The organism is Paenibacillus sp. cl123 (assembly GCF_900101595.1).
Lineage (GTDB): Bacteria > Bacillota > Bacilli > Paenibacillales > NBRC-103111 > Paenibacillus_G.
The window spans coordinates 503114-522141 of sequence record NZ_FMYY01000002.1; the positions used below are offsets into that span (position 1 = coordinate 503114).

Below are 19028 nucleotides of genomic sequence, written 5' to 3' on the forward strand. Positions count from 1 at the left end.
CGCATAGCGAATCAAGGAGGTAACGACATTGAACAACGATCTGAATTACACCAGACCCAGCCGCATCAAGTATCCGCTCATTGCTTGGGTATTGATCATCGCCTGCCTGCTGCTGTACAGCCTTTGCCCGAACATTTCCTATGCCGGCAAGGAAGGGGTGTTCATCAACAATAGCGTATTTTTTACACTGGAGGAGGTTTCGCTTTCCAAGAGCACCGACAGCCAATCGCTGCAGCTGCGGGTTATGCTGACCAACGGCAGCGGCACGGCCGTTGATTTCAATAACTATGGCGTGAAAGTAACGGCGCCGGGCGGCCGCAGCTATTACGCGCAGCTCAGCGAGAAGGCCGACGCGCTGGTAAATCCCCAGTCCAGCCAAACATTTGCCTTCATCTCGAAGCTTGCTTCTGACTTGACTGCGGATCAGCTGAGCGTCACGTTCTTCGACCGCAGCCGCAATCAGCTGGAGCTCGGTTCCTTGTCGGTATCGAAGGCGATGTCGTTCCAGCAAAATGACCGTCAATTCGTGTTCAGCCTATCTGCCGCCGATCCGGCACAGACGGGCAGCACATTTGTCTCCGTACAGGCAGGGGCAGCGTTCGCTTATCCGGCTGACGGCAAGTGGAATGTCGCGCTGGACACAACGGTCAAAGTGTCGGGCACGAGCAGCGGCTGGGACCCTGCAGGCCTCAGCTATGCGCTGAGGGATGAGCAGGGCAAGACCATCGCGCTGGCGGCGGCCAAGACGGATGAAACCAAGCAGGACGGGGCGACGGCAACTTCTATGCTGTTGACAGCCAAGCTGGATGCGCAGCCTCAGCTTGACGGTTTATCCCTGGTGATGCAGGTCAAGTCAAGCGGCAAGGAAATCGGTCAAATCGGCCTGCAATCCTCCTTCCAGCTCGTCAAGCTCGGCGAGAAAGCCGCATTGGCGGGCCCGGGCCATGAAGGGATGACCCTTGAAGCGACCAAAGCCGAAGAAGTGATGCAATCGGGCAAACGTGTCGGCATCGTGACCGCCAAGCTTTATAACGGCAGCAGCCGCTCGATCGCCATTCCGGAGTTTGCCGGCCTGCTGGTTTCCAAGGACCAGCAAAATTCGCTGGCGACGGAGACGATCACCGGCACGGAGAAATATATAGGGGCAGGGAAAGACGCTACCTTCCAATTCGTCGCCGAGATACCCGACGAGCTGGTGTCCGAGCAGTATGAGCTGTACATCTCGGAGAAGAAATCGTCCGCAGCATCCGGCTCGGCGACAGGCGCCAATGCCGCGGAACCGACAGGCGCTTCGGCACAAACCGGCTCCGGCAGCGGTTCTTCCGGCGGCTCGGTTACGCTGCCGCTGGCTGCCTTGAACCTGGACAGCGGCCTGCAAGCCGGAGTTGACGGCACGCCGGCAACCGGCAGCGAGCTTGGCACACCGTTCGTATTCAAGGCGGATAATCAATCCGTGAACAAAAACCTGGAAGTCACTCTTGTGGAGATCAACTCGCACTCGAATCCGGAAACCGGGTATCAGTCGGTGATCGCCAAATATAAATTCACCAATAAAGGGCAGGAAACGCTGACGCTGCCGGAGCTGGCTACCGAGCTTCAGGACGGGAGCGGGAAGACGTATAGCGGTACGAAGCAAACGACGGTGCTGAAGGAACTGGTCCCGCAGGCTTCCTATGCCTACAGCTATTCTTACCTGCTTCCGCCGGACGTCAAGGGCACGTTCAAGCTGAGCATACTGGAAGGCAGCGGCACCTCCAAGCTGAAGCTGCCGATCGCAGCCAAGCAAGTAGCGGTGCGGTCGACGGATGGCGATAAGCCGGAGGTTCTCGGAACGACGCTGAAGCTGTACCCTTACGAGGTGAAGGTGAATAACTGGTCCTTGAACGGCAACTACAACAACAACACTTGGGCCTACAAGCTTTCGCTGGATTTGAACATTAAAAAACAGCCGGATGTCATGGTGGATGACGCAACGGGATCTCTGGAGTTTGAGCTGGTGGACCCTTCAGGCCGGGCACTGGGCAGCAGCACCTACACACTGCAGGGAACAAACAAGCTGATCAATGATTGGCAAAATATCACGTTGACTAATGTTGACAACAATCAATTCCAATACCCGCTCAGCGTGCGCGTCTACGAGACGGTACAAACCCCGAACGGCGCAGCGAAACGTCTGCTCGTAACGTTGAAGCAGTAACGTCAAGCAGTAGATTTGAAACAGCGAGCGGTTATCCCCGGTCGGCCGCAGGCCGCGTCAGTCACCGCGCTTTTAAAACAGCAGCAAGGCAGCATGACCCTAGCAAGGCCGCCCGGGAGGATAAACCGCTCAGGCGGCCTTCTCCTTTTCCCGGCAGTCTGTAGCATCTCTTATGCGTTCTGTGGTATGCTGGATGGAATACCTCGGCTGGACGAGAGGGGATAGCCTGTCCGCGCACGCCGTTCGCCGGTTGAAGGAGGAAGGCCTTTTGAATGAACATTTTATCCGAATCAAGGCGCTTGAAGGGGAACTGAAGTTTTCCCATAAAAAGCGCGACTTCGGCTTGACGGTTTCTACGCAGGAGCTTGTCTATCAGAGACCGCATGCGAATTATCATATCAAGCTGGCCGATATTATCAGCATCACCCCGTTCGAATTTCCCGTAGGCGCCAAGCCTATGCGCATCCGCCGCGAGGGCGCAGGCGGCAGCGAGACGGTCAGCGTTCAGTCCGGCATGCAGCATTACCGCATCTATGCCAAGGAGGCGACGCTGCATAACCGCAGCGGCATTTTCAAATTGAGCATGGTTCAATTCGTTCTGCCTGTGCTGCACGATCTTCTGCTTGCGATCTCGCGGTACGGCGGACTGGATGCCGTGACCTGAGCGCGGCAGCCGCGCACGAGGCAGCCCCGAAGACGATGGATATAACGCGAAGCCCCGGTTGGAGACAGCCGGGGTTGTTTGCGTGCCGGGAAGAAGGGCGAAACGGGCGGATCGCAAACGAAGAGTGTCGGTCGACGCAGCCATCCGCACACGGGGATACCGTGAACGCGATTTTCTGCGCATACGAGGATTCCGCAGACGCAACCATCGGCAAACACAAGGCTGCCCGCAGATGCAACTATCGGAGCGCACGAGGCTGCCCGCAGAAGCGACAAAAAAAGCAAGCCTCCCGAAAATCCGGAGGGCTTGCTCTAGGTACGGCGCCGTTTTTGCAGCGTACCGTCATCGGAGAAGCACCCTTATGCCTCGTTGGACAGCTTCAGCTTCTCGATGACTTTGAAAAACAGGCTAAGCACGATGGCCAGCACGGTGGCGAGAGCCATCCCTTTCATGGAGAAGTTGCCGAAGGTCACGCTCATGCCGCTGATGCCGACGACGAGGACGATGCTCGTCAAAATCAGATTGGATGTTTTGGCATAATCCACCTTCGTTTCGACCAGCATACGAATGCCGGAGGAGGCGATGACACCGAAGAGGAGCAGCGACACGCCGCCCATGACGGGAGTAGGGATCGTGCTGATCAGCGCGGCCAGCTTGCCGAAGAAGGACAGGAAGACGGCCAGCACCGCGGCGCCGCCGATCACCCAGACGGAATATACGCGGGTAATGGCGAGAACGCCGATATTTTCTCCATACGTCGTATTGGGCGTTGATCCGGCAAATCCCGAGATGATTGTAGACAAGCCGTTGCCAAGCAGAGAGCGGTCCAGACCCGGGTCCTTGGACAGATTTTTACCGACGATGTTGCCTGTCACGATCAGATGGCCGATATGCTCGGCGATCACGACGAGAGCGGCCGGCGCGATAACTGCGACCGCCGACCACTCGAACTGGGGCGTATACCGGGTCGGCAGCTGCAGCCAAGGGGCGGCTGAGACGGCCGTGAAATCGACGTAGCCCATCAGGAATGCGAGCAAATACCCGCCCACAATCGCGATCAAAATCGGGATAATCTTTAGAAAGCCGCGGAACAGGACGTTGCCGATAATGACGATCAGCAGGGTCGCGGTCGAGATCAGCACCGTATCGGGGTTGATCGACCAGTCCGCGCCAGCGTCGGAAGGCTTGATGTACCCGGCCATCCCGGCTGCGACGGGTACGAGCTCCAGGCCGATGACGGCTACGATCGCGCCCATGGCGGCGGGAGGGAATACGACGTCGAGCCAGCCGGTTCCGGCAAACCGGATAATCAGGGCCACGAGCGTGAAAATAAGCCCGGTGACGATAAAGCCGCCAAGCGCCGCCTCATAGGACATGCCGGCCGCGAACACGGCAAATACCGGGGAGAGGAAGGCAAAGCTGGAGCCAAGATAGGCGGGGATTTTGCCTCGGCATAGCAGCAGATACAGCAAAGTGCCGATCCCGTTCATCAGCAGCACGATGGCCGGATCGATCTTGAAGAGGACCGGCACGAGCACGGTCGATCCGAACATGGCGAACAGATGCTGCAAGCTGAGCGGAACGCTTTGGAGCAGAGGCGGGCGTTCCCCCACCTGGATTTCTCGATGTTGATTCAATTGGACGCACCCTTTCAGCAAGTTAGGTAAAAGTACCGGAATTAATCTTATTCAAAATATGTCGAAATTACCATACCTTTTTCGCTAAAAACGACAATTTTCGTGAATGGTCTGCAATAAAAGACATGATAGGTCTATCTCTATATTGTAATTTTTAACAAAATCAGGGTAAATCCTTGGTTCGACGCAACCTTTCCTTCTTCCGAATCGTCAAAGATTATGGAGAGCAATTTTTCAGGGATTTGTTTGCCTTTCAATTATACAATTGTATAATTGAACTCATTACACATTTGTATAAGTGAGGATGAACATGGAAAACAAAATTAAACGACTTCCTGATGCCGAGTTGGAAATTATGCTGGTCATCTGGGCGGCCGACAAAGCGGTCAACTCTTCTTACGTCTTGGATCAGTTGCGGACAAAACGTCAATGGGCCTTGGCAACCTTAATGACAGTGCTTTCCCGGCTAACGGACAAAGGGTTTTTAATGTGCGAGAAGGAAGGGCGATTCAATACCTATCGTCCGCTCATATCTGAAGACGACTATAAGGCAAGCGAAGGAAAATCGACGCTCGTTAATCTTTTTGGCAACTCTGTTCAGCATATGGTTATGTCCTTATACAACGGGAAGGCAATTGACAAAAAAGATCTGCGGGAGCTGCGCGAACTGCTGGACAAAGTAGATAAGGAGGAGATGTGATGCTGATTGACCTGTTTACGCAATTACTTCTCGTTTCTGCTACAACCAGTCTACTTGTGATTGCTCTGACCGTCTGTTCTCCTTTATTACGCAAACACTTTACGGCCAAATGGATCTACTGGATGTGGATTGTGTTAGCGATCCGCTTGCTGCTGCCGGTAAATTATTCACTGCCCAATCCCTTGATTGAATTTCAAGTTCCAGAACCGCCCCGGCTCGCAAATGTTTGGCAAGCGGCATCCGCTTCTCAGACACCGTTTGTATCCGATATGGCCATGCAGCCCATGCAGCAAACAGCAGCGTCACCAACATCCAAATTACTATCGGAATTGGCTTTGATCTGGCTAGTCGGCTGTGTGCTGTACCTTCTCTATCACGTTATCGGCTATGGACTGTTTAAAAGACAGGCTTTTCGCTGGAGCAAGCCGGTCACGCGGCGAATAGTTCATCATATGAACCGAATCAGCAATGAAATGAAACTACGACGGCCAGTCCGCTTGCTGACGAGCGAAAAGGTGCCCAACCCTATGCTGGTGGGTGTCCGAAAGCCGGTGCTGTTTTTGCCTCATGAAAGATTCAACGAAACAGAGCTTGATTTTATATTACGGCATGAATTGGTTCACTATAAACGACATGACGGCTTTTATAAGCTGATACTGCTCTTAGTGAACGCCGTACACTGGTTTAATCCCTTCGTCTGGCGAATGGTACGCGAGGCCGGACGGGAAATTGAAATTTACTGTGACGATACGGTTGTTCATGCCCGTGATCTGGCGTACCGCAAGAAGTATTGTGAAGCGATATTATCGGCCATGCAGGGCGGACACCCTCGTTTTTCTGCTTTATCCATTCATTTTTCAGGAGATAAAAATTCTATGAAACAACGATTCCAAAGCATTCTTAGTATGAAAAAAAGACGCAATGATCTGTTTCTCTTTTGCACTATGCTAATGCTGCTCGTTGCTGTCGGCGTGTTGGCCGTATGTACGAACGGGAATGGAGTAAGCTCGACACTTAAGTCCGGCACATATGCGGTTGACCCAGCCGGAAACATCACGCTCTCCTTTCAAAACGGAGCGATCACTGCCAAAGCGCCGCTGCAACTCGATACGACTGGCAGGGAAGTCGGCATGGGTGCCAGTGAAACCGGATTTTTCGTCTCCGAAGAAAAAACGGCCATTGTCTACGGATTCGCAGACGGAGCCAAACCGCTACATGCCTTAGTCAGCGACGACCAAGGGAAAACGTGGAACGAGTATACCATTAACGGCGCAAAGGGCTATGATACTAAATGGATCGGCTTCATCTCAAAGAACGAGGGCTGGATTGTAGCAGGCGGCACCGCCGGCGTTGGTCAAGCGCTGAATTACGTTTATCAGACTCATGATGGAGGAAAGAGCTGGAAAGAAGTCGGGAATCCGAATGAACAATATGCGGAGCAGGCAGCTGGGGCTGGCTTCTCCAACTCAGACGTCGGCTTCATCAGTTACCGGTATTATGAAGATAAAGGTCCTATCATCTATTGGACCAAGGATCAAGGGAAATCCTGGAGTCAGCTAACCGTAACGTTGCCGCAGAAATTTGACGCCTACCTAAAAACGCCTCTATCCCCTACGTTTAACGGGAAGAACGGGAAATATCCCATAGCGCTGACCGATCATGAAAAAGGTACAGTCGGAACCATCTTTTTATCGAGTAATGACGGCGGCCTAACGTGGGAGTATGACTCATCAGGCGATGAGCTGGCAATCATGTAGAGGATAGTTCTTGCTCAATGAGGGCAAGATAATTAGCTCCTAACGGTTGTTTAGTTCATTTCACTAAGGAAGAATAATTGCTATAATGGTCATTGGTTGCAAGCACAAGGAGGAGATCACGATGAATTCGTTTGCTTTTCAGAACCCTACCCGTATCTTGTTCGGAGCAGGTATGGTAGATAAACTGGGCGAGCAGCTCGCCGCGTTCGGCAGCAAGACGGTTCTGTTAGTCTATGGAGGCGGCAGCATCAAGCATAGCGGTCTGTATGACCGCATTCAGGCTCAGATCAGTCAAGCAGGGGTTCGCGCCGTAGAGCTGCCCGGCATCGAGCCCAACCCCCGTGTAACGACCGTGCGCCGCGGCATCGGGCTGTGCCGGGAGCATGACGTCGATTTCATACTCGCCGTAGGCGGAGGCAGCGTGCTCGACGCAGCCAAGGCGGTGGCTGTAGGCGTTCCTTACGAGGGCGATGTGTGGGACTTTCTGATGAGGAAGGCGGAGATTCGCTCCGCTCTGCCGCTGGGCACTGTGCTTACGTTGTCTGCTACCGGCTCGGAGATGAACGGCAATTCGGTCATTACGAACTGGGAGGAGAATCTGAAGAAATCATTTGGCAGCATCCATGCTTATCCGAAATTTTCGATCCTTGATCCGACCTTGACCTACTCCGTCCCGCCTCATCAGACGGTCAACGGGATTGTGGATACGATGTCGCATGTATTCGAGCAATATTTCAGCCTGACGGAAAACACCCCGCTTCAGGAGAGGCTGTGCGAGTCGATTCTGCAAACGGTTATTGAGAACGGGGAGAAGGCGCTCGCCGAGCCGGACAATTATGAAGCCCGCGCCAACCTGATGCTGTGCAGCACTTATGCGCTGAACGGAGGCATGATCAGCGTGGGCATGGAGCAGGATTGGGCGACGCATATGATCGAGCATGAAGTGAGCGCTCTGTACGATATCGCGCATGCTGCAGGCTTATCGGTGCTGTTCCCGAATTGGATGACTTATGTGTGCGATCAGCGGGTGGAGCGGTTTGCACAATATGCCGCTCGGGTATGGCAGATCAATCCGAGCGGACGTTCCCTGGAGGAAGTAGCGCGCGCCGGCATTGAGGCGACCCGGAGCTACTTCACCCGGATCGGCGCTCCATCCACGCTCGGCGAGCTGAACATCGGGGACGAGCATCTGGAGAGAATGGCCGAGGAGACGGTCCGCTTCGGTCCGGTCGGCTCGTTCCGCAAGCTGCAGGCCGACGATGTGCTGAACATTCTCCGCTCCAGCTTGTAGGCCGTCCGGCAGATGAGCAGAGGAGAGCCGGATCGGCTGAACCGTTATTTATTTATTATCGTCACCCTGTTGTTTTGGTGCTCGCTGTACGTCTATGTGCCGGTGTTGTCCCCTTATCTGGAGCAGATGGGCATGTCGTACACGGTGATGGGAATCGTGCTCGGCAGCTACGGCTTGACGCAGATCGCGCTGCGGCTTCCCCTCGGCGTCGCCTCCGACCGCATGAAGAAGCGCAAGCCGTATGTAGTTGCCGGCATGCTGGCCGTGACGCTCAGCTGCGTCTGCTTCGCCTTGGGCGAGAGTCTGGAGTGGGCGCTCGCGGGGCGCATTATGTCCGGCGTCGCGGCTTCCACCTGGGTCGCCTTCACGGTACTGTATGCGAGCATGTACGCCAAGGAGCATGCGACGCGGGCGATGGGCATGATCAGTCTGCTCACGGCGGCCGGTCAGCTGCTTGGCATGAGCGTCAGCGGTTTTCTCGTCCGCGCGGGCGGCTATGAGCTGGCGTTTCGGATTGGAGCGGTTATCGGACTGCTCGGCTTCGCCTTGTCATTCCTGCTCAAGGAGCCTCGCTCCGAAGTTGCCAGACCTTCCATGAGCTACGGCGATCTGTGGCCCGTGATGAAGGACCGGCTGCTTTGGAAGGTTTCGACGTTATCTATCCTGGCTCACAGCATCTTGTTTATTACGATGTTCGGGTTTACGCCATCCTTTGCCGTGTATCTGGGCGCGGATGAAATGGGGCTGACCGTATTGGTGCTCGCGTTTATGATTCCGCATGCGCTGACGGCCTTCTGCTCGGGACGCTTCCTGGCGCCCCGGTTCGGTTCATGGCCGGTCGTGCTGGCCGGCTTCGCGGTCAGCGCGGTTTGCTCGGCGGCGACATCGTTTGCGCCGGGACTGGCCGTGCTTGTCGCCACGCAGGCTCTGAACGGCGCTGTGCAAGGTTTGCATTTCCCTCTGCTGCTGGGGCTCGCGATCGAGCATATCGAGGAGGGCAAACGGGCTACGGCGATGGGCTTCTATCAGGCGGTCTACGCCATCGGCATGTTTGCCGGCCCGTTCCTGGCGGGAGGGTTAAACGAATGGGCCGGTCTGAAGAGCGGCTTCTACTTCGCAGGCGTGCTTGGCCTGCTTGCGGCTTGGTTGACCAAACGATGGTTTATGGGACGTGCGGGCGGGATGCTGCTCCCGCACGGCGCCGGTTCCGGCACGCAATCAGCAGACCGCTGAGCCTGGAATGCTATGGGCCGGTCGGCGGAAGGGCAAGATTCACCGCAGATTAGTTGTGGTAAACATGCATAGCCGACTGCTCTTTGCGCGAGACTAGGGGCGAAGGAGATGGTGCCTTTGTTCGGATTGCTGATTGCGGGCTCTATACTGGCCCCCCTACTTATGTTCGCGGTGCGGTTTTTCACTCCCAAGCTGGCGCTGTTTTTTGATTTTATAGCGGTAGCGGCGTTATACGGCTTCGGATGGATCGCAACCGGGGCTATATACAAAATTTTGAGAGACGATACGGTCATGATGACCGAGGTACACCGCGTATTTTATAGCTCGTGGTTTCTAATGAGCGGCGCCTATCTGGGCGTGTATGCCTTGTACGTCATCTGGTGGGCGTTGTTCAGCAGCTGGCGCAAGCATCCTTGAAGCCGGGCCGCGGCATAGGTCTAGTCCAAGCAAGATTCGGGCTAGGCCTCTTTGCCATGCGCGCTGCGAGCAAGGTAAGCGCCGCCGCCATCCTCCGGCAGATTACATATGCATATAGCGTACGGACAAGAAGGTACACCATCTCATAATGAAAAGAGTGAGGAGTATGGCTTGCAATGCAAATCCGAGCGGCGGCTGCTCGTCGGCCGAAGGACAATCCACCACCTCAAGCGGGTTCGCCTCGCATGCCGAGGGGTTTCAGACGATCGCAGCAGGCGTAGGCGCCCATGCGGAAGGCAGCAACACGTATGCGGGCGGAGACGCGTCCCATGCGGAGGGAATCCAAACGATCGCCCAAGGCAATCTGTCGCATGCCGAAGGAGCCCTTACGCTGGCCAGCGGGGTTTCCTCGCATGCCGAAGGCAACCTTACCGTCGCCAGCGGATTCGCCTCGCATGCCGAAGGCGAATATGCGATTATCGACGGCGTCGATAAGCTGACGATGGCTATCGGCGAAGCTTCCCACGCAGAAGGACAGGCTACGACGGCTGTCGGCGAAGCCTCCCATGCGGAAGGCTTTAATACGACAGCAGGCACGCTGGAAAATGGCCTCGGCGCTCACTCCGAGGGCTTCAACACGACGGCCAGCCGTCAGGCGGCCCACGCGGAAGGCTTCAATACGATAGCGAGCGGCCTAAACTCGCATGCCGAAGGCGGGAGCACGTCGGCGAGCGGCAACAACAGCCATGCCGAAGGCAGCGCGACCATCGCCAGCGGAGAATCCGCTCATGCCCAAGGCTTTCAGACGCTGGCCAGCGGACCGGTGTCTCATTCGGAGGGGATATTGACCTCCACGGCCGGATTCACCGCTTCGCATATCATGGGCCAAAGCGGCAGCGCCAATGAATCGTTCTCCTGGTTTCTGGCCAACGGTGGCATCAAAGCCAAAATATCCGGCAACACTGGCGTCGGAACGTTCACAGGCGGCACTTCTCTCGGGCCTGCCGATTATGCGGAGCTGTTCGAAACGGTGGACGGGCTCGCGATCGAGCCGGGATACTTTGTCACGCTTGAGGGCGACAAGATTCGTCCGGCCGCTGCAGAGGACGGTTACGTGCTCGGTATTACGAGCGCCGCGCCTGCTGTGCTGGGGAATGCGGGAGATACGGAATGGCGGGGGAAATATCAAACGGACGAATGGGGGAGGCCGCTTACGGAAGCGGTCCGGCTGGAGGCTGAAACAGACGGCCTGGGCACCGTAACGTTGCCGGCCCGCACCGAAATCCGCCGCTTGATTCATCCCGACTGGGACAGCGCGAAGCCTTACATCCCCCGCAGCGAACGGCCCGAGTGGGTCGCAGTCGGTCTGCTCGGCCAGCTTCAGGTCCGCGATGACGGCACCTGCCGTCCTGGCGGCTTCTGCTTGCCGGGAGAGAAGGGCGAAGCAACGGCGGCTCCCTCCGGTTATCGGGTGATGCGCCGCACCGGGCCGAATCGGGTGCTCGTTTTGTTCCGCTGATTCGAAGACCGGGTTTTCCGCAAAGGTTATCCCTGAACATCCGCAAGGCCATGCCGGACGCAAGGCGCAAGCGCAGCGGATAAACGCTTCAACCGGCAACGCGGGCATGACATCCATGCCCGTTATCGCTTCGGCAGCCGGAGCAACCGCAGCTTGCGTCGCAGTCCCGATGCTGCGTCAGCAGGATATTCCTCAAGCGAATACCGATCTCGTATTGATAGATTCGGAGTGCAATGTTCGATGGACAATGAGAGATAACCGCATATTCATTGACAACAGCGGCGGAACAAGCTTAAGTCCATGCTATCTGTATTAGTAGTACTTTTGACAACTACTATACAGTGTTACTTTTAGGGGAAATAGTCGTAAAAAAACCCTTGTTTCAGCCCATTTTCAGCAAAAAAATATGACGTAAACACTATGCGCTCCCCCTATATGCTGTTATACTGATGCCAAGGAATGAAATTCCATTCTATCATATTCTTGAGGGGGCGTTAGTAGCATGGCGGTTCTACCGAAAATGAATGACCTCGGCTTCTTCGAGATCAGGCTGGAGTCCATCGGCGGACTTGGAGCTAACCTGGCCGGCAAGATGCTTGCTGAAGCCGGCGTTGTCGGAAGCGGTTTCAACGGCGTCAGCTTTTCTTCCTACGGCTCGGAGAAGAAGGGCTCCCCGGTGAAGGCCCACATCCGGTTCTGCGATCTGGATACGAATATCCGTGATACGACCCCGGTCGAGCGTCCGCATGTGGTCGGCGTTTTTCATGAGAATTTGTCCAAGACGGTCAATGTCGTCAGCGGCATCTACGAGGACAGCGTTGTGCTGGTCAACTCCAGCAAAAGCCCTGAGGAGCTGAAGGAGAAGCTGAAGCTGACCGGCGGAATCGTCGCCGTAGTCGACGCGACGGGCATCTCGCTGGAGGAGAAGAACCGGGTCAACATGGCCATGCTGGGCGGCTTGTTCCGCTTGTGTACGTTCCTCGACTTTGAACATATGAAGGGCATTATCCGCAAAAGTTTGGAGAAAAAATACCCCGGCGCTGTCGAACCGGCGCTGCGCACGTTCCAACGGGGCTACGACGAAGTGCAGTTCCAGACGTTCACGCTCCCTGAAGGCGCTTCCATGCCGGAGCCAAAGCGCTGGGACATTCCGGTTTACGGCTATTTGACCCAGCCGATCGGCGGGATGGTCTCGAACCCGGGCAACAGCATCCTGAAGGATCTGAGCATTTCCCGCAACGGGATGATGCCGCATTTTGACGACGAGAAGTGCATTCATTGCGCGGCCTGCGATACCGCCTGTCCCGACTTCTGCTTCGTATGGGATGAGCAGCCGGACAAGAAGGGCCGTCCTCAGATGTTCCTGCAAGGGATCGATTATCAGTATTGCAAGGGCTGTCTGAAGTGCGTCGTTGCCTGTCCGACGGAGGCATTGTCCTCAAGCCGCGAGACGGACGGGTACGCGGAAGCGAATCGCGTGGCGCACCGGTTCCAGCTGGCCGAATAACTCATATCCTATACGGGAGAGGTGAAGATAAACAATGGCAATCGAATTGAATAAAGAAGTGAGCGCAGGCACGGTCGAGCAGCGCATGGTCTATGAGTCGGGCAATGAGATGGCGGCGTATGCGGCCCATCAGATCAACTATCACGTGATGGGTTATTTCCCGATCTCGCCTTCTACGGAGGTCGCGCAGTTCCTCGATCTGATGAAAGCGAACGGCCAGCATGATATCAAGCTGATCCCGGCGGACGGCGAGCACGGCTCGGCAGGGATTTGTTACGGAGCCGCGGCAGCGGGCGGACGCGTATTTAATGCCACAAGCGCCAACGGCTACTTGTATATGCTCGAGCAGATGCCCGTACAGTCCGGGACGCGTTTTCCGATGGTCATGAACCTGGTTTGCCGCTCGGTGTCCGGGCCGCTCAACATCCACGGGGACCACTCCGATCTGTATTACGCGCTTAATACCGGATGGCCGATTCTGATGAGCCGCGATCCGCAGGCCGTGTACGACATGAACATCATGGCAATCAAGCTGGCGGAAGACCCGGAGGTCCGTCTGCCGGTTATCGTCGCATCGGACGGCTACTTCACATCCCACCAGAAGCGCCGGGTACAGACGTTCGCCCACAAGTCCGATGTGCACGCCTTTATCGGGGAGCAGCCGAAGCAGTTCCCGCATGTGCTGGACCGCAACAACCCGATCACGGTCGGACCTTATATGAATGAGCCGGATTACATTAACAACTGTTACCAGCAGTCGGAAGCGATGTACCGCGCAGGGGAAGTATTTGACCGGATTCGCCAGGAATACAAGCTGCTGACCGGTCGCGACTATCCGATCCTCGACCTCTACCGGATGGAAGATGCCGACGTCGCTGTTTTCCTGATGAACTCCTCCTCGGAGATTATCAAGGATGTCGTCGACCAGCTTCGCGAGCAGGGGATCAAGGCAGGCTCCATCGCGCCGAACATGATCCGTCCGTTCCCGGCCAAGGAAATCGCCGAGGCGCTGAAAAACGTCAAAGCCGTGACGATCGGCGACCGCGCGGACTCTTATGGCGCGCATGGCGGGAATATGTCGCTGGAGATCAAGGCGGCGCTCTTCACGGCCGGTTATACCGACACGATGGTGATCAGCCGGGTATACGGGCTGGGAGGCAAAGATTTCTACGCCGAGGACGGTCACGCGTTTTTCCGTATGGCCATGGACGCCGTGGAGGCGGGAAGAATAGAGATTCCGTTCGATTATTACGGTCATACGCCCGGAGATCCGAACAAAAAGCCTCAGCGGGTGATCGAGCCGATGAAGTATGAGGATCTGAACTCGGGTCTGATTACGGTAAACAAAGATGAAGCCACGGGGCAGCTGAAGGTCAAAGTGCCGCCGATCCGTCAGCTTACCAAAAAGCCGAAGCGGCTGGCTCCGGGTCATGGCGCCTGTCCGGGCTGCGGCATTTTCTCCGGTCTGGAGCTGTTCTTCAAGGGGATCGAGGGCGATATCGTCGCTTTATTCCATACCGGCTGCGCGATGGTCGTCACGACGGGGTACCCGTACTCCTCCCATAAGGCTACGTATATCCACAACCTGTTCCAGAGCGGAGCGGCGACGTTGTCCGGCGTGGTGGAGATGTTCTGGGAGCGCAAACGCCGCGGCGATCTCGACCATCTGAATCTGCCTGCTGACTTCACCTTCGTCATGATCACGGGCGACGGCGGGATGGATATCGGGATGGGCCCGGCGATCGGCGCCGCGCTGCGCAATCATAAGATGATCATTTTGGAGTATGATAACGAAGGATACATGAATACGGGCGCCCAGCTGTCCTACTCGACGCCGCTCGGACACCGCACCTCGACCTCCAATGTCGGCAAGCATCAAGGAGGCAAGCTGTTCCATCACAAGGATACCCCGCAGATTATGGCGGCAACCAATATTCCTTATGTATTCACCGGGTCCGAGTCGCTGCCCCAGGATCTGCTCAGGAAAGCGGCCAAGGCGCAGTACTATGCTCAGAATGAAGGCTTGGTCTACGGTAAAATTCTCATCACCTGCCCGCTGAACTGGCTGTCCGAGGAACAGATCGGCCAGACGCTGATCGATGAAGCGGTGAACTCCTGCTTCTTCCCGATGTACGAGGTGGAGAACGGCATCACGAATATTACGTACAATCCCGAGGAGAAGAGCAAGCGTATACCGGTCGGCGATTGGCTGAAAAATATGGGCAAAACGAAGCATCTCACCAAGCCTGAATATGCGGAGGCGCTGCAATCGTTCGAAAACGAGGTCGATCGCCGCTGGAGCAGGCTGAAGGCTAAGCACGAAAATCCGTATCTGTAAAAGAGACGGTACACAAGAGAAGGGCGCAAACTCGCGGTTCGAGCCTTGCGTCCTTCTTGCCCTATCGAACGAATGAAACATGCCTTGCGAAGGCAGGAAGACGGTGTTACCCGCCATGAGTTATGTGCTAAGACATTCCGTTACCGGAGAAATCGCCGCTTGTCTGCAGAAAAACAATTATGACCTGGACTATTACGGCATCCGCCAATGGGACAGCGAGCAGGAGGCGCAGGAACAGAAAGCCATGTTTCTGGAGCAGATCGGACATGACGACGAGCATCGCTGGCTCGTGCTGCATCTGGATGAGAGCCGGGTCAAGCTCGGAAATGTGAAGCTTAAAAACGATCCGGCGCGCCGCCTGATCATGCATCCGGAGGGAACGCTGGAAGGGCGCCTGCCATGAAGCATACCGTATGAAGGCAGAAGGCAAACCTATATGGAACAAGGAGAGCGAGGATGACGAACCTTTTTGTGAAGTTTGAGCAGGCTGCCTCGGAGGAAGAACTGCAGCAATTCAGGCAAACGGTCATCGAGGGCGGCTTCACGGCATTCCGCCATTTCCTCGACGGCTTCCGCAGCAAGCTGAAGGAATATGAGGATGACGATTCCGCCAAGATTGCGGAGAGCATCGCTCTGGCCAAACGGCTGTTCCCGGAGCCGGCGCATTTCAGCCCGTCCTGGGCGCATATCTGGGACGAGTTTGAAGCGATCGCCGGCTACAAGCGCACGGTGCTGGAATCTATCGGTACGGACTGCAGGGACGGAGAATGGCAGATTCTGATCGACAACCCGTATACGAATGCAGACCTGGTATGCTATCCGTCGCTGACCTTTCTCGAGGGTGTATATATGTACGCTTATTTCAGAGCCGATCTGAAGCAAAATGAGTTCATTCGCCTGCAGAAGATTGAGACGGTCCTTATGGCTTTCGGCAGCGAGCATGTGAAGGAGCAGGAGAAGCGGTAGCGGAACGCTCGGCGAGAGTTTTGGGGGCAGCGGCAAACGTATAGAGGTCATGCGGCGAGGGGATGCTATCTCCAACTATGCGCAACATGAAAGAGCTGCCTCTATGAACCATTCCATATTGATCGTCGAAGATGAACCGCATATCGCCCGCGTGCTGGAGCTGGAGCTGCAGCATGAAGGCTATGAGACAGCCGTGGCGTCGGACGGCACGCGCGCGCTGCCGCTCGCTCTGGCCCGCAATTGGAGCCTGATTATGCTGGATGTGATGCTTCCGGGCATCAGCGGGCTGGAGGTGCTGGAGGGTTACCGCAGCGGAGGCGGCGAATCTCCCGTGCTGATGCTGACGGCGAGAGATTCGACGAAGGAAGTCGTGCTCGGATTCGAGCTTGGGGCTAATGATTATGTCACCAAGCCGTTCGCCACTCAGGAGCTGCTTGTGCGTATCCGCAATCTGATTCGGCTGACGAGCGGCAAGGAGGAGCCGGGGGAGGTACTGACTGCGGCCGATCTGACGCTGAACCCCGGCAGCCGCCAGGTGATCCGCCAAGAAAGCGTGATCGAGCTTACGCCCACGGAGTTTGAGCTGCTCCATTATATGATGAAGCATCAAGGGCAAGTGCTGAGCCGCGAACAGCTGATTGGCGACGTATGGGGCTACGCGCATACGGGAGATACGAATATCGTCGATGTGTACGTCCGTTATCTGCGCCTAAAGATTGACAAGGGATTCAGTCCGAAGCTGATCCGCACCATCCGCGGCATCGGTTATTCCTTGTCTCCTCCGAGCCCATGAGCCTGCGTACCCGGTTGATTTTGCTGTCGTCCGTATGGGTGCTGCTGCTCGTGATCGTCTTCAACGTCACGATCTATTTCTACATCCTTCGAAATTCCACTACAGCGGAGACGAAGCTACTCTGGAATAAGGCGCAGATTATTTTGCGCAACCCTTATTCTCGCCAGCCGGATAATTGGGGGGATCCCGATCTGCTGGCGGAATACAACGAGCCAGATATGCTCGTCCGCATCATCGATACGGAGGGCGTGATCAGAGCGTCCGTGTCTACGAGTGACCGGCTGGCCGCCTATCCCGTTTCGTACAAATCCGGTTACGGCAGCGCTATGGTCAATGAATTCGGAGTCCGCATGCTATTCGTTCAGGTGCCGATTCGCGCGCACGGCTACCAGCTCGGAACCTTGGAGCTCGGCAAGTCGCTTAATGTCATGAGCGAATGGCTTAAGCTGCTTGGCACGGGGCTATACATGACAAGCGGAGCCGTATTGGTCGTCGCTTTGGTCAGCGGGTATTTCTATACCCGGGTTCTGATCCGTCCGATCGGAGAGCTGCTGGACACGATGAACGAGATCCGCAAGAAACGGTATTTCGTGACGCTAAGCCCCCGCTATGCGTCGGCCAAGGACGAGCTCGGCAGGCTGGGTCAAACGTTCAACGATATGATCGAAACGCTCAAGGAGCAGGACGCCCGGCAAAAGCAATTCGTGGCCGACGCCTCGCATGAGCTCCGCACCCCCCTGACCGTCATCGAAAGCTACGCTTCCCTGCTCAGCAGGTGGGGAGGGGAGAGGCCGGAGGTCCGGGAGGAGGCGATTCAAGCGATTCAATCCGAATCGGTCCGCCTGAAGGGGCTGATTCATTCCTTGCTGCGGCAGGCCGAGTTCGAACGGGGGGAGGAGCTCCCGAAGCAGCCCGTATCGCTGATCCCACTGCTGCAGGAAACGGCCGGCCGGCTCGCGATGGCTTTCCGCAGGGAGATCCGGCTTGACGTGTCGGAAGGGGCCGAGCCCGTCTGTCTGGGCAGCGAGGAGCAGCTTAAGCAGCTTCTGATCATCTTGCTCGATAATGCGGTTTCCTACAGCGACGGGCCTGTCCTTATAGGGTGCAGGGAGCAGGGAAGAGAGATCGTGCTCACGGTAGCCGACCAAGGAATCGGGATACCCGAGGAGGACATTCCGCATCTGTTCGAGCGGTTCTACCGCGTGGATAAAACCCGGCAGCGGCGCAGCGGAGGAAGCGGCCTCGGCCTGTCGATCGCCAAGCAGATCGTGGACCGTCATAACGGGACAATCAGCATACAAAGCGGGTCCGGAGCGGGGACTCAAGTGGAGATAACGCTTCCGCGGGCGATATTTTAATCAATTTCTAATAAAAGGCTCCAAAGCTCCGGCCCGTCTATGAATACAGCGTCATTGCCAGCTTCATCCAGTCTTGGCGTATGGTATATTGGCTTCAGGCCATGAGCCAACCCAAACCCAAGGAGGACGAAATCAATGACGAAACGGTTCCCACAACGTCTCACTAAAATTTTCGTGTCCGTCAGCTTGAGCGCGGCGCTGCTTATGACCGGTACACTTGCCATTCCTGCGCCACAAGCCAGCGCTATGACGAGCTCCAAAGCTCAGAGCGTCATCGCGACGGCCAAGCAATACCTGAATAAACCGTATAAATACGGCGCCGCTCTTGGACAAACCCGCAACTTCGACTGCTCTTCATTTGTCTGGACGGTATTCAAACGTTACGGCAAAACGCTGCCCCGTACAGCGAAGGAACAGTCCAAGGTAGGCACTTATGTGTCCAAAGCCAATCTGAAGCCGGGCGATCTCGTATTTTTCTATTCCCCGATCCACCATGTAGGCATCTACATCGGCAACGGTAAAATGATTCATACGTACGGAAGCCCGGGTGTGACGATTACCGATATCAACAAAGATTGGTGGAAGAAAAATTACGCTACGGCGCGCCGCGTCATGTAGGATCTAGCGTTCATACTTTTGTGCAGGAGGAAG

At 56.0% G+C, this 19028-nt stretch carries 16 protein-coding genes; 15 read left to right on the forward strand and 1 reads right to left on the reverse strand.

Features of this window, described 5'->3' with window-relative positions:
* Nucleotides 1-28 precede the first annotated feature (28 nt).
* On the forward strand, nucleotides 29-2197 hold the full coding sequence (locus tag BLR08_RS06280) for a DUF4352 domain-containing protein (RefSeq protein ID WP_072327374.1): 2169 nt from the start codon (nucleotides 29-31) through the stop codon (nucleotides 2195-2197).
* A 268-nt stretch (nucleotides 2198-2465) separates the two neighbouring features.
* Complete coding sequence (locus BLR08_RS06285) at nucleotides 2466-2861, forward strand: hypothetical protein (RefSeq protein ID WP_072327373.1); 396 nt, start codon at nucleotides 2466-2468, stop codon at nucleotides 2859-2861.
* Nucleotides 2862-3220: 359 nt separating this feature from the next.
* On the opposite strand, the gene uraA is transcribed toward BLR08_RS06285, so the two are convergent.
* Entirely contained in the window at nucleotides 3221-4498 is a 1278-nt protein-coding gene (uraA, locus tag BLR08_RS06290) for a uracil permease (RefSeq protein ID WP_072327372.1), read from the reverse strand.
* Between the two features lie 310 nt (nucleotides 4499-4808).
* On the opposite strand from uraA, the gene BLR08_RS06295 reads away from it, so the two are divergent.
* The 13 genes from BLR08_RS06295 to BLR08_RS06355 all read left to right on the forward strand — a co-directional run bounded on the left by BLR08_RS06295 (nucleotide 4809) and on the right by BLR08_RS06355 (nucleotide 18995).
* Nucleotides 4809-5198, forward strand: coding sequence for a BlaI/MecI/CopY family transcriptional regulator (locus BLR08_RS06295; RefSeq protein ID WP_072327371.1), 390 nt, complete (start codon nucleotides 4809-4811; stop codon nucleotides 5196-5198).
* Complete coding sequence (locus BLR08_RS06300) at nucleotides 5198-6955, forward strand: M56 family metallopeptidase (RefSeq protein ID WP_072327370.1); 1758 nt, start codon at nucleotides 5198-5200, stop codon at nucleotides 6953-6955. The genes BLR08_RS06295 and BLR08_RS06300 overlap by 1 nt, the downstream gene beginning before the upstream one ends.
* 121 nt (nucleotides 6956-7076) lie before the next feature.
* Nucleotides 7077-8246, forward strand: coding sequence for an iron-containing alcohol dehydrogenase (locus BLR08_RS06305; RefSeq protein WP_072327369.1), 1170 nt, complete (start codon nucleotides 7077-7079; stop codon nucleotides 8244-8246).
* Nucleotides 8247-8258: 12 nt separating this feature from the next.
* Nucleotides 8259-9479 carry an MFS transporter gene (locus BLR08_RS06310; protein ID WP_072327368.1) on the forward strand — a complete coding sequence of 407 codons (1221 nt, stop codon included), beginning with the start codon at nucleotides 8259-8261 and terminating at the stop codon, nucleotides 9477-9479.
* 108 nt (nucleotides 9480-9587) lie between these two features.
* Nucleotides 9588-9896 (forward strand): hypothetical protein, encoded by a 309-nt coding sequence (locus BLR08_RS06315; RefSeq protein WP_072327367.1) that lies wholly within the window; start codon nucleotides 9588-9590, stop codon nucleotides 9894-9896.
* Between the two features lie 166 nt (nucleotides 9897-10062).
* A complete protein-coding gene (locus BLR08_RS06320; protein ID WP_256257321.1) occupies nucleotides 10063-11415 on the forward strand; it encodes a peptidase G2 autoproteolytic cleavage domain-containing protein in 1353 nt (450 codons plus the stop codon).
* A gap of 502 nt (nucleotides 11416-11917) precedes the next feature.
* Entirely contained in the window at nucleotides 11918-12922 is a 1005-nt protein-coding gene (locus BLR08_RS06325; protein WP_072327365.1) for a 2-oxoacid:acceptor oxidoreductase family protein, read from the forward strand.
* Between the two features lie 34 nt (nucleotides 12923-12956).
* Complete coding sequence (locus BLR08_RS06330; protein WP_072327364.1) at nucleotides 12957-15260, forward strand: thiamine pyrophosphate-dependent enzyme; 2304 nt, start codon at nucleotides 12957-12959, stop codon at nucleotides 15258-15260.
* 115 nt (nucleotides 15261-15375) lie between these two features.
* Nucleotides 15376-15663, forward strand: a complete 288-nt coding sequence (locus BLR08_RS06335) for a hypothetical protein (RefSeq protein WP_072327363.1) — start codon at nucleotides 15376-15378, stop codon at nucleotides 15661-15663.
* A gap of 53 nt (nucleotides 15664-15716) precedes the next feature.
* Complete coding sequence (locus BLR08_RS06340) at nucleotides 15717-16226, forward strand: hypothetical protein (protein WP_072327362.1); 510 nt, start codon at nucleotides 15717-15719, stop codon at nucleotides 16224-16226.
* Nucleotides 16227-16329: 103 nt separating this feature from the next.
* The gene (locus BLR08_RS06345) at nucleotides 16330-17019 is read left to right on the forward strand and encodes a response regulator transcription factor (protein WP_072327361.1); all 690 of its coding nucleotides are present in this window, start codon (nucleotides 16330-16332) and stop codon (nucleotides 17017-17019) included.
* 14 nt (nucleotides 17020-17033) lie between these two features.
* Nucleotides 17034-18377 (forward strand): sensor histidine kinase, encoded by a 1344-nt coding sequence (locus BLR08_RS06350; RefSeq protein ID WP_218131560.1) that lies wholly within the window; start codon nucleotides 17034-17036, stop codon nucleotides 18375-18377.
* A 135-nt stretch (nucleotides 18378-18512) separates the two neighbouring features.
* Entirely contained in the window at nucleotides 18513-18995 is a 483-nt protein-coding gene (locus tag BLR08_RS06355) for a C40 family peptidase (RefSeq protein ID WP_072327359.1), read from the forward strand.
* Nucleotides 18996-19028 lie beyond the last annotated feature (33 nt).

What these genes read in the sequence shown, in the direction of transcription:
- BLR08_RS06295 (WP_072327371.1), top strand. Translation starts at nt 4,809, where the DNA reads ATGGAAAACAAAATTAAACGACTTCCTGATGCCGAGTTGGAAATTATG.
- BLR08_RS06300 (WP_072327370.1), top strand. Translation starts at nt 5,198, where the DNA reads ATGCTGATTGACCTGTTTACGCAATTACTTCTCGTTTCTGCTACAACC.
- BLR08_RS06305 (WP_072327369.1), top strand. Translation starts at nt 7,077, where the DNA reads ATGAATTCGTTTGCTTTTCAGAACCCTACCCGTATCTTGTTCGGAGCA.
- BLR08_RS06310 (WP_072327368.1), top strand. Translation starts at nt 8,259, where the DNA reads ATGAGCAGAGGAGAGCCGGATCGGCTGAACCGTTATTTATTTATTATC.
- BLR08_RS06315 (WP_072327367.1), top strand. Translation starts at nt 9,588, where the DNA reads ATGGTGCCTTTGTTCGGATTGCTGATTGCGGGCTCTATACTGGCCCCC.
- BLR08_RS06320 (WP_256257321.1), top strand. Translation starts at nt 10,063, where the DNA reads ATGGCTTGCAATGCAAATCCGAGCGGCGGCTGCTCGTCGGCCGAAGGA.
- BLR08_RS06325 (WP_072327365.1), top strand. Translation starts at nt 11,918, where the DNA reads ATGGCGGTTCTACCGAAAATGAATGACCTCGGCTTCTTCGAGATCAGG.
- BLR08_RS06330 (WP_072327364.1), top strand. Translation starts at nt 12,957, where the DNA reads ATGGCAATCGAATTGAATAAAGAAGTGAGCGCAGGCACGGTCGAGCAG.
- BLR08_RS06335 (WP_072327363.1), top strand. Translation starts at nt 15,376, where the DNA reads ATGAGTTATGTGCTAAGACATTCCGTTACCGGAGAAATCGCCGCTTGT.
- BLR08_RS06340 (WP_072327362.1), top strand. Translation starts at nt 15,717, where the DNA reads ATGACGAACCTTTTTGTGAAGTTTGAGCAGGCTGCCTCGGAGGAAGAA.
- BLR08_RS06345 (WP_072327361.1), top strand. Translation starts at nt 16,330, where the DNA reads ATGAACCATTCCATATTGATCGTCGAAGATGAACCGCATATCGCCCGC.
- BLR08_RS06355 (WP_072327359.1), top strand. Translation starts at nt 18,513, where the DNA reads ATGACGAAACGGTTCCCACAACGTCTCACTAAAATTTTCGTGTCCGTC.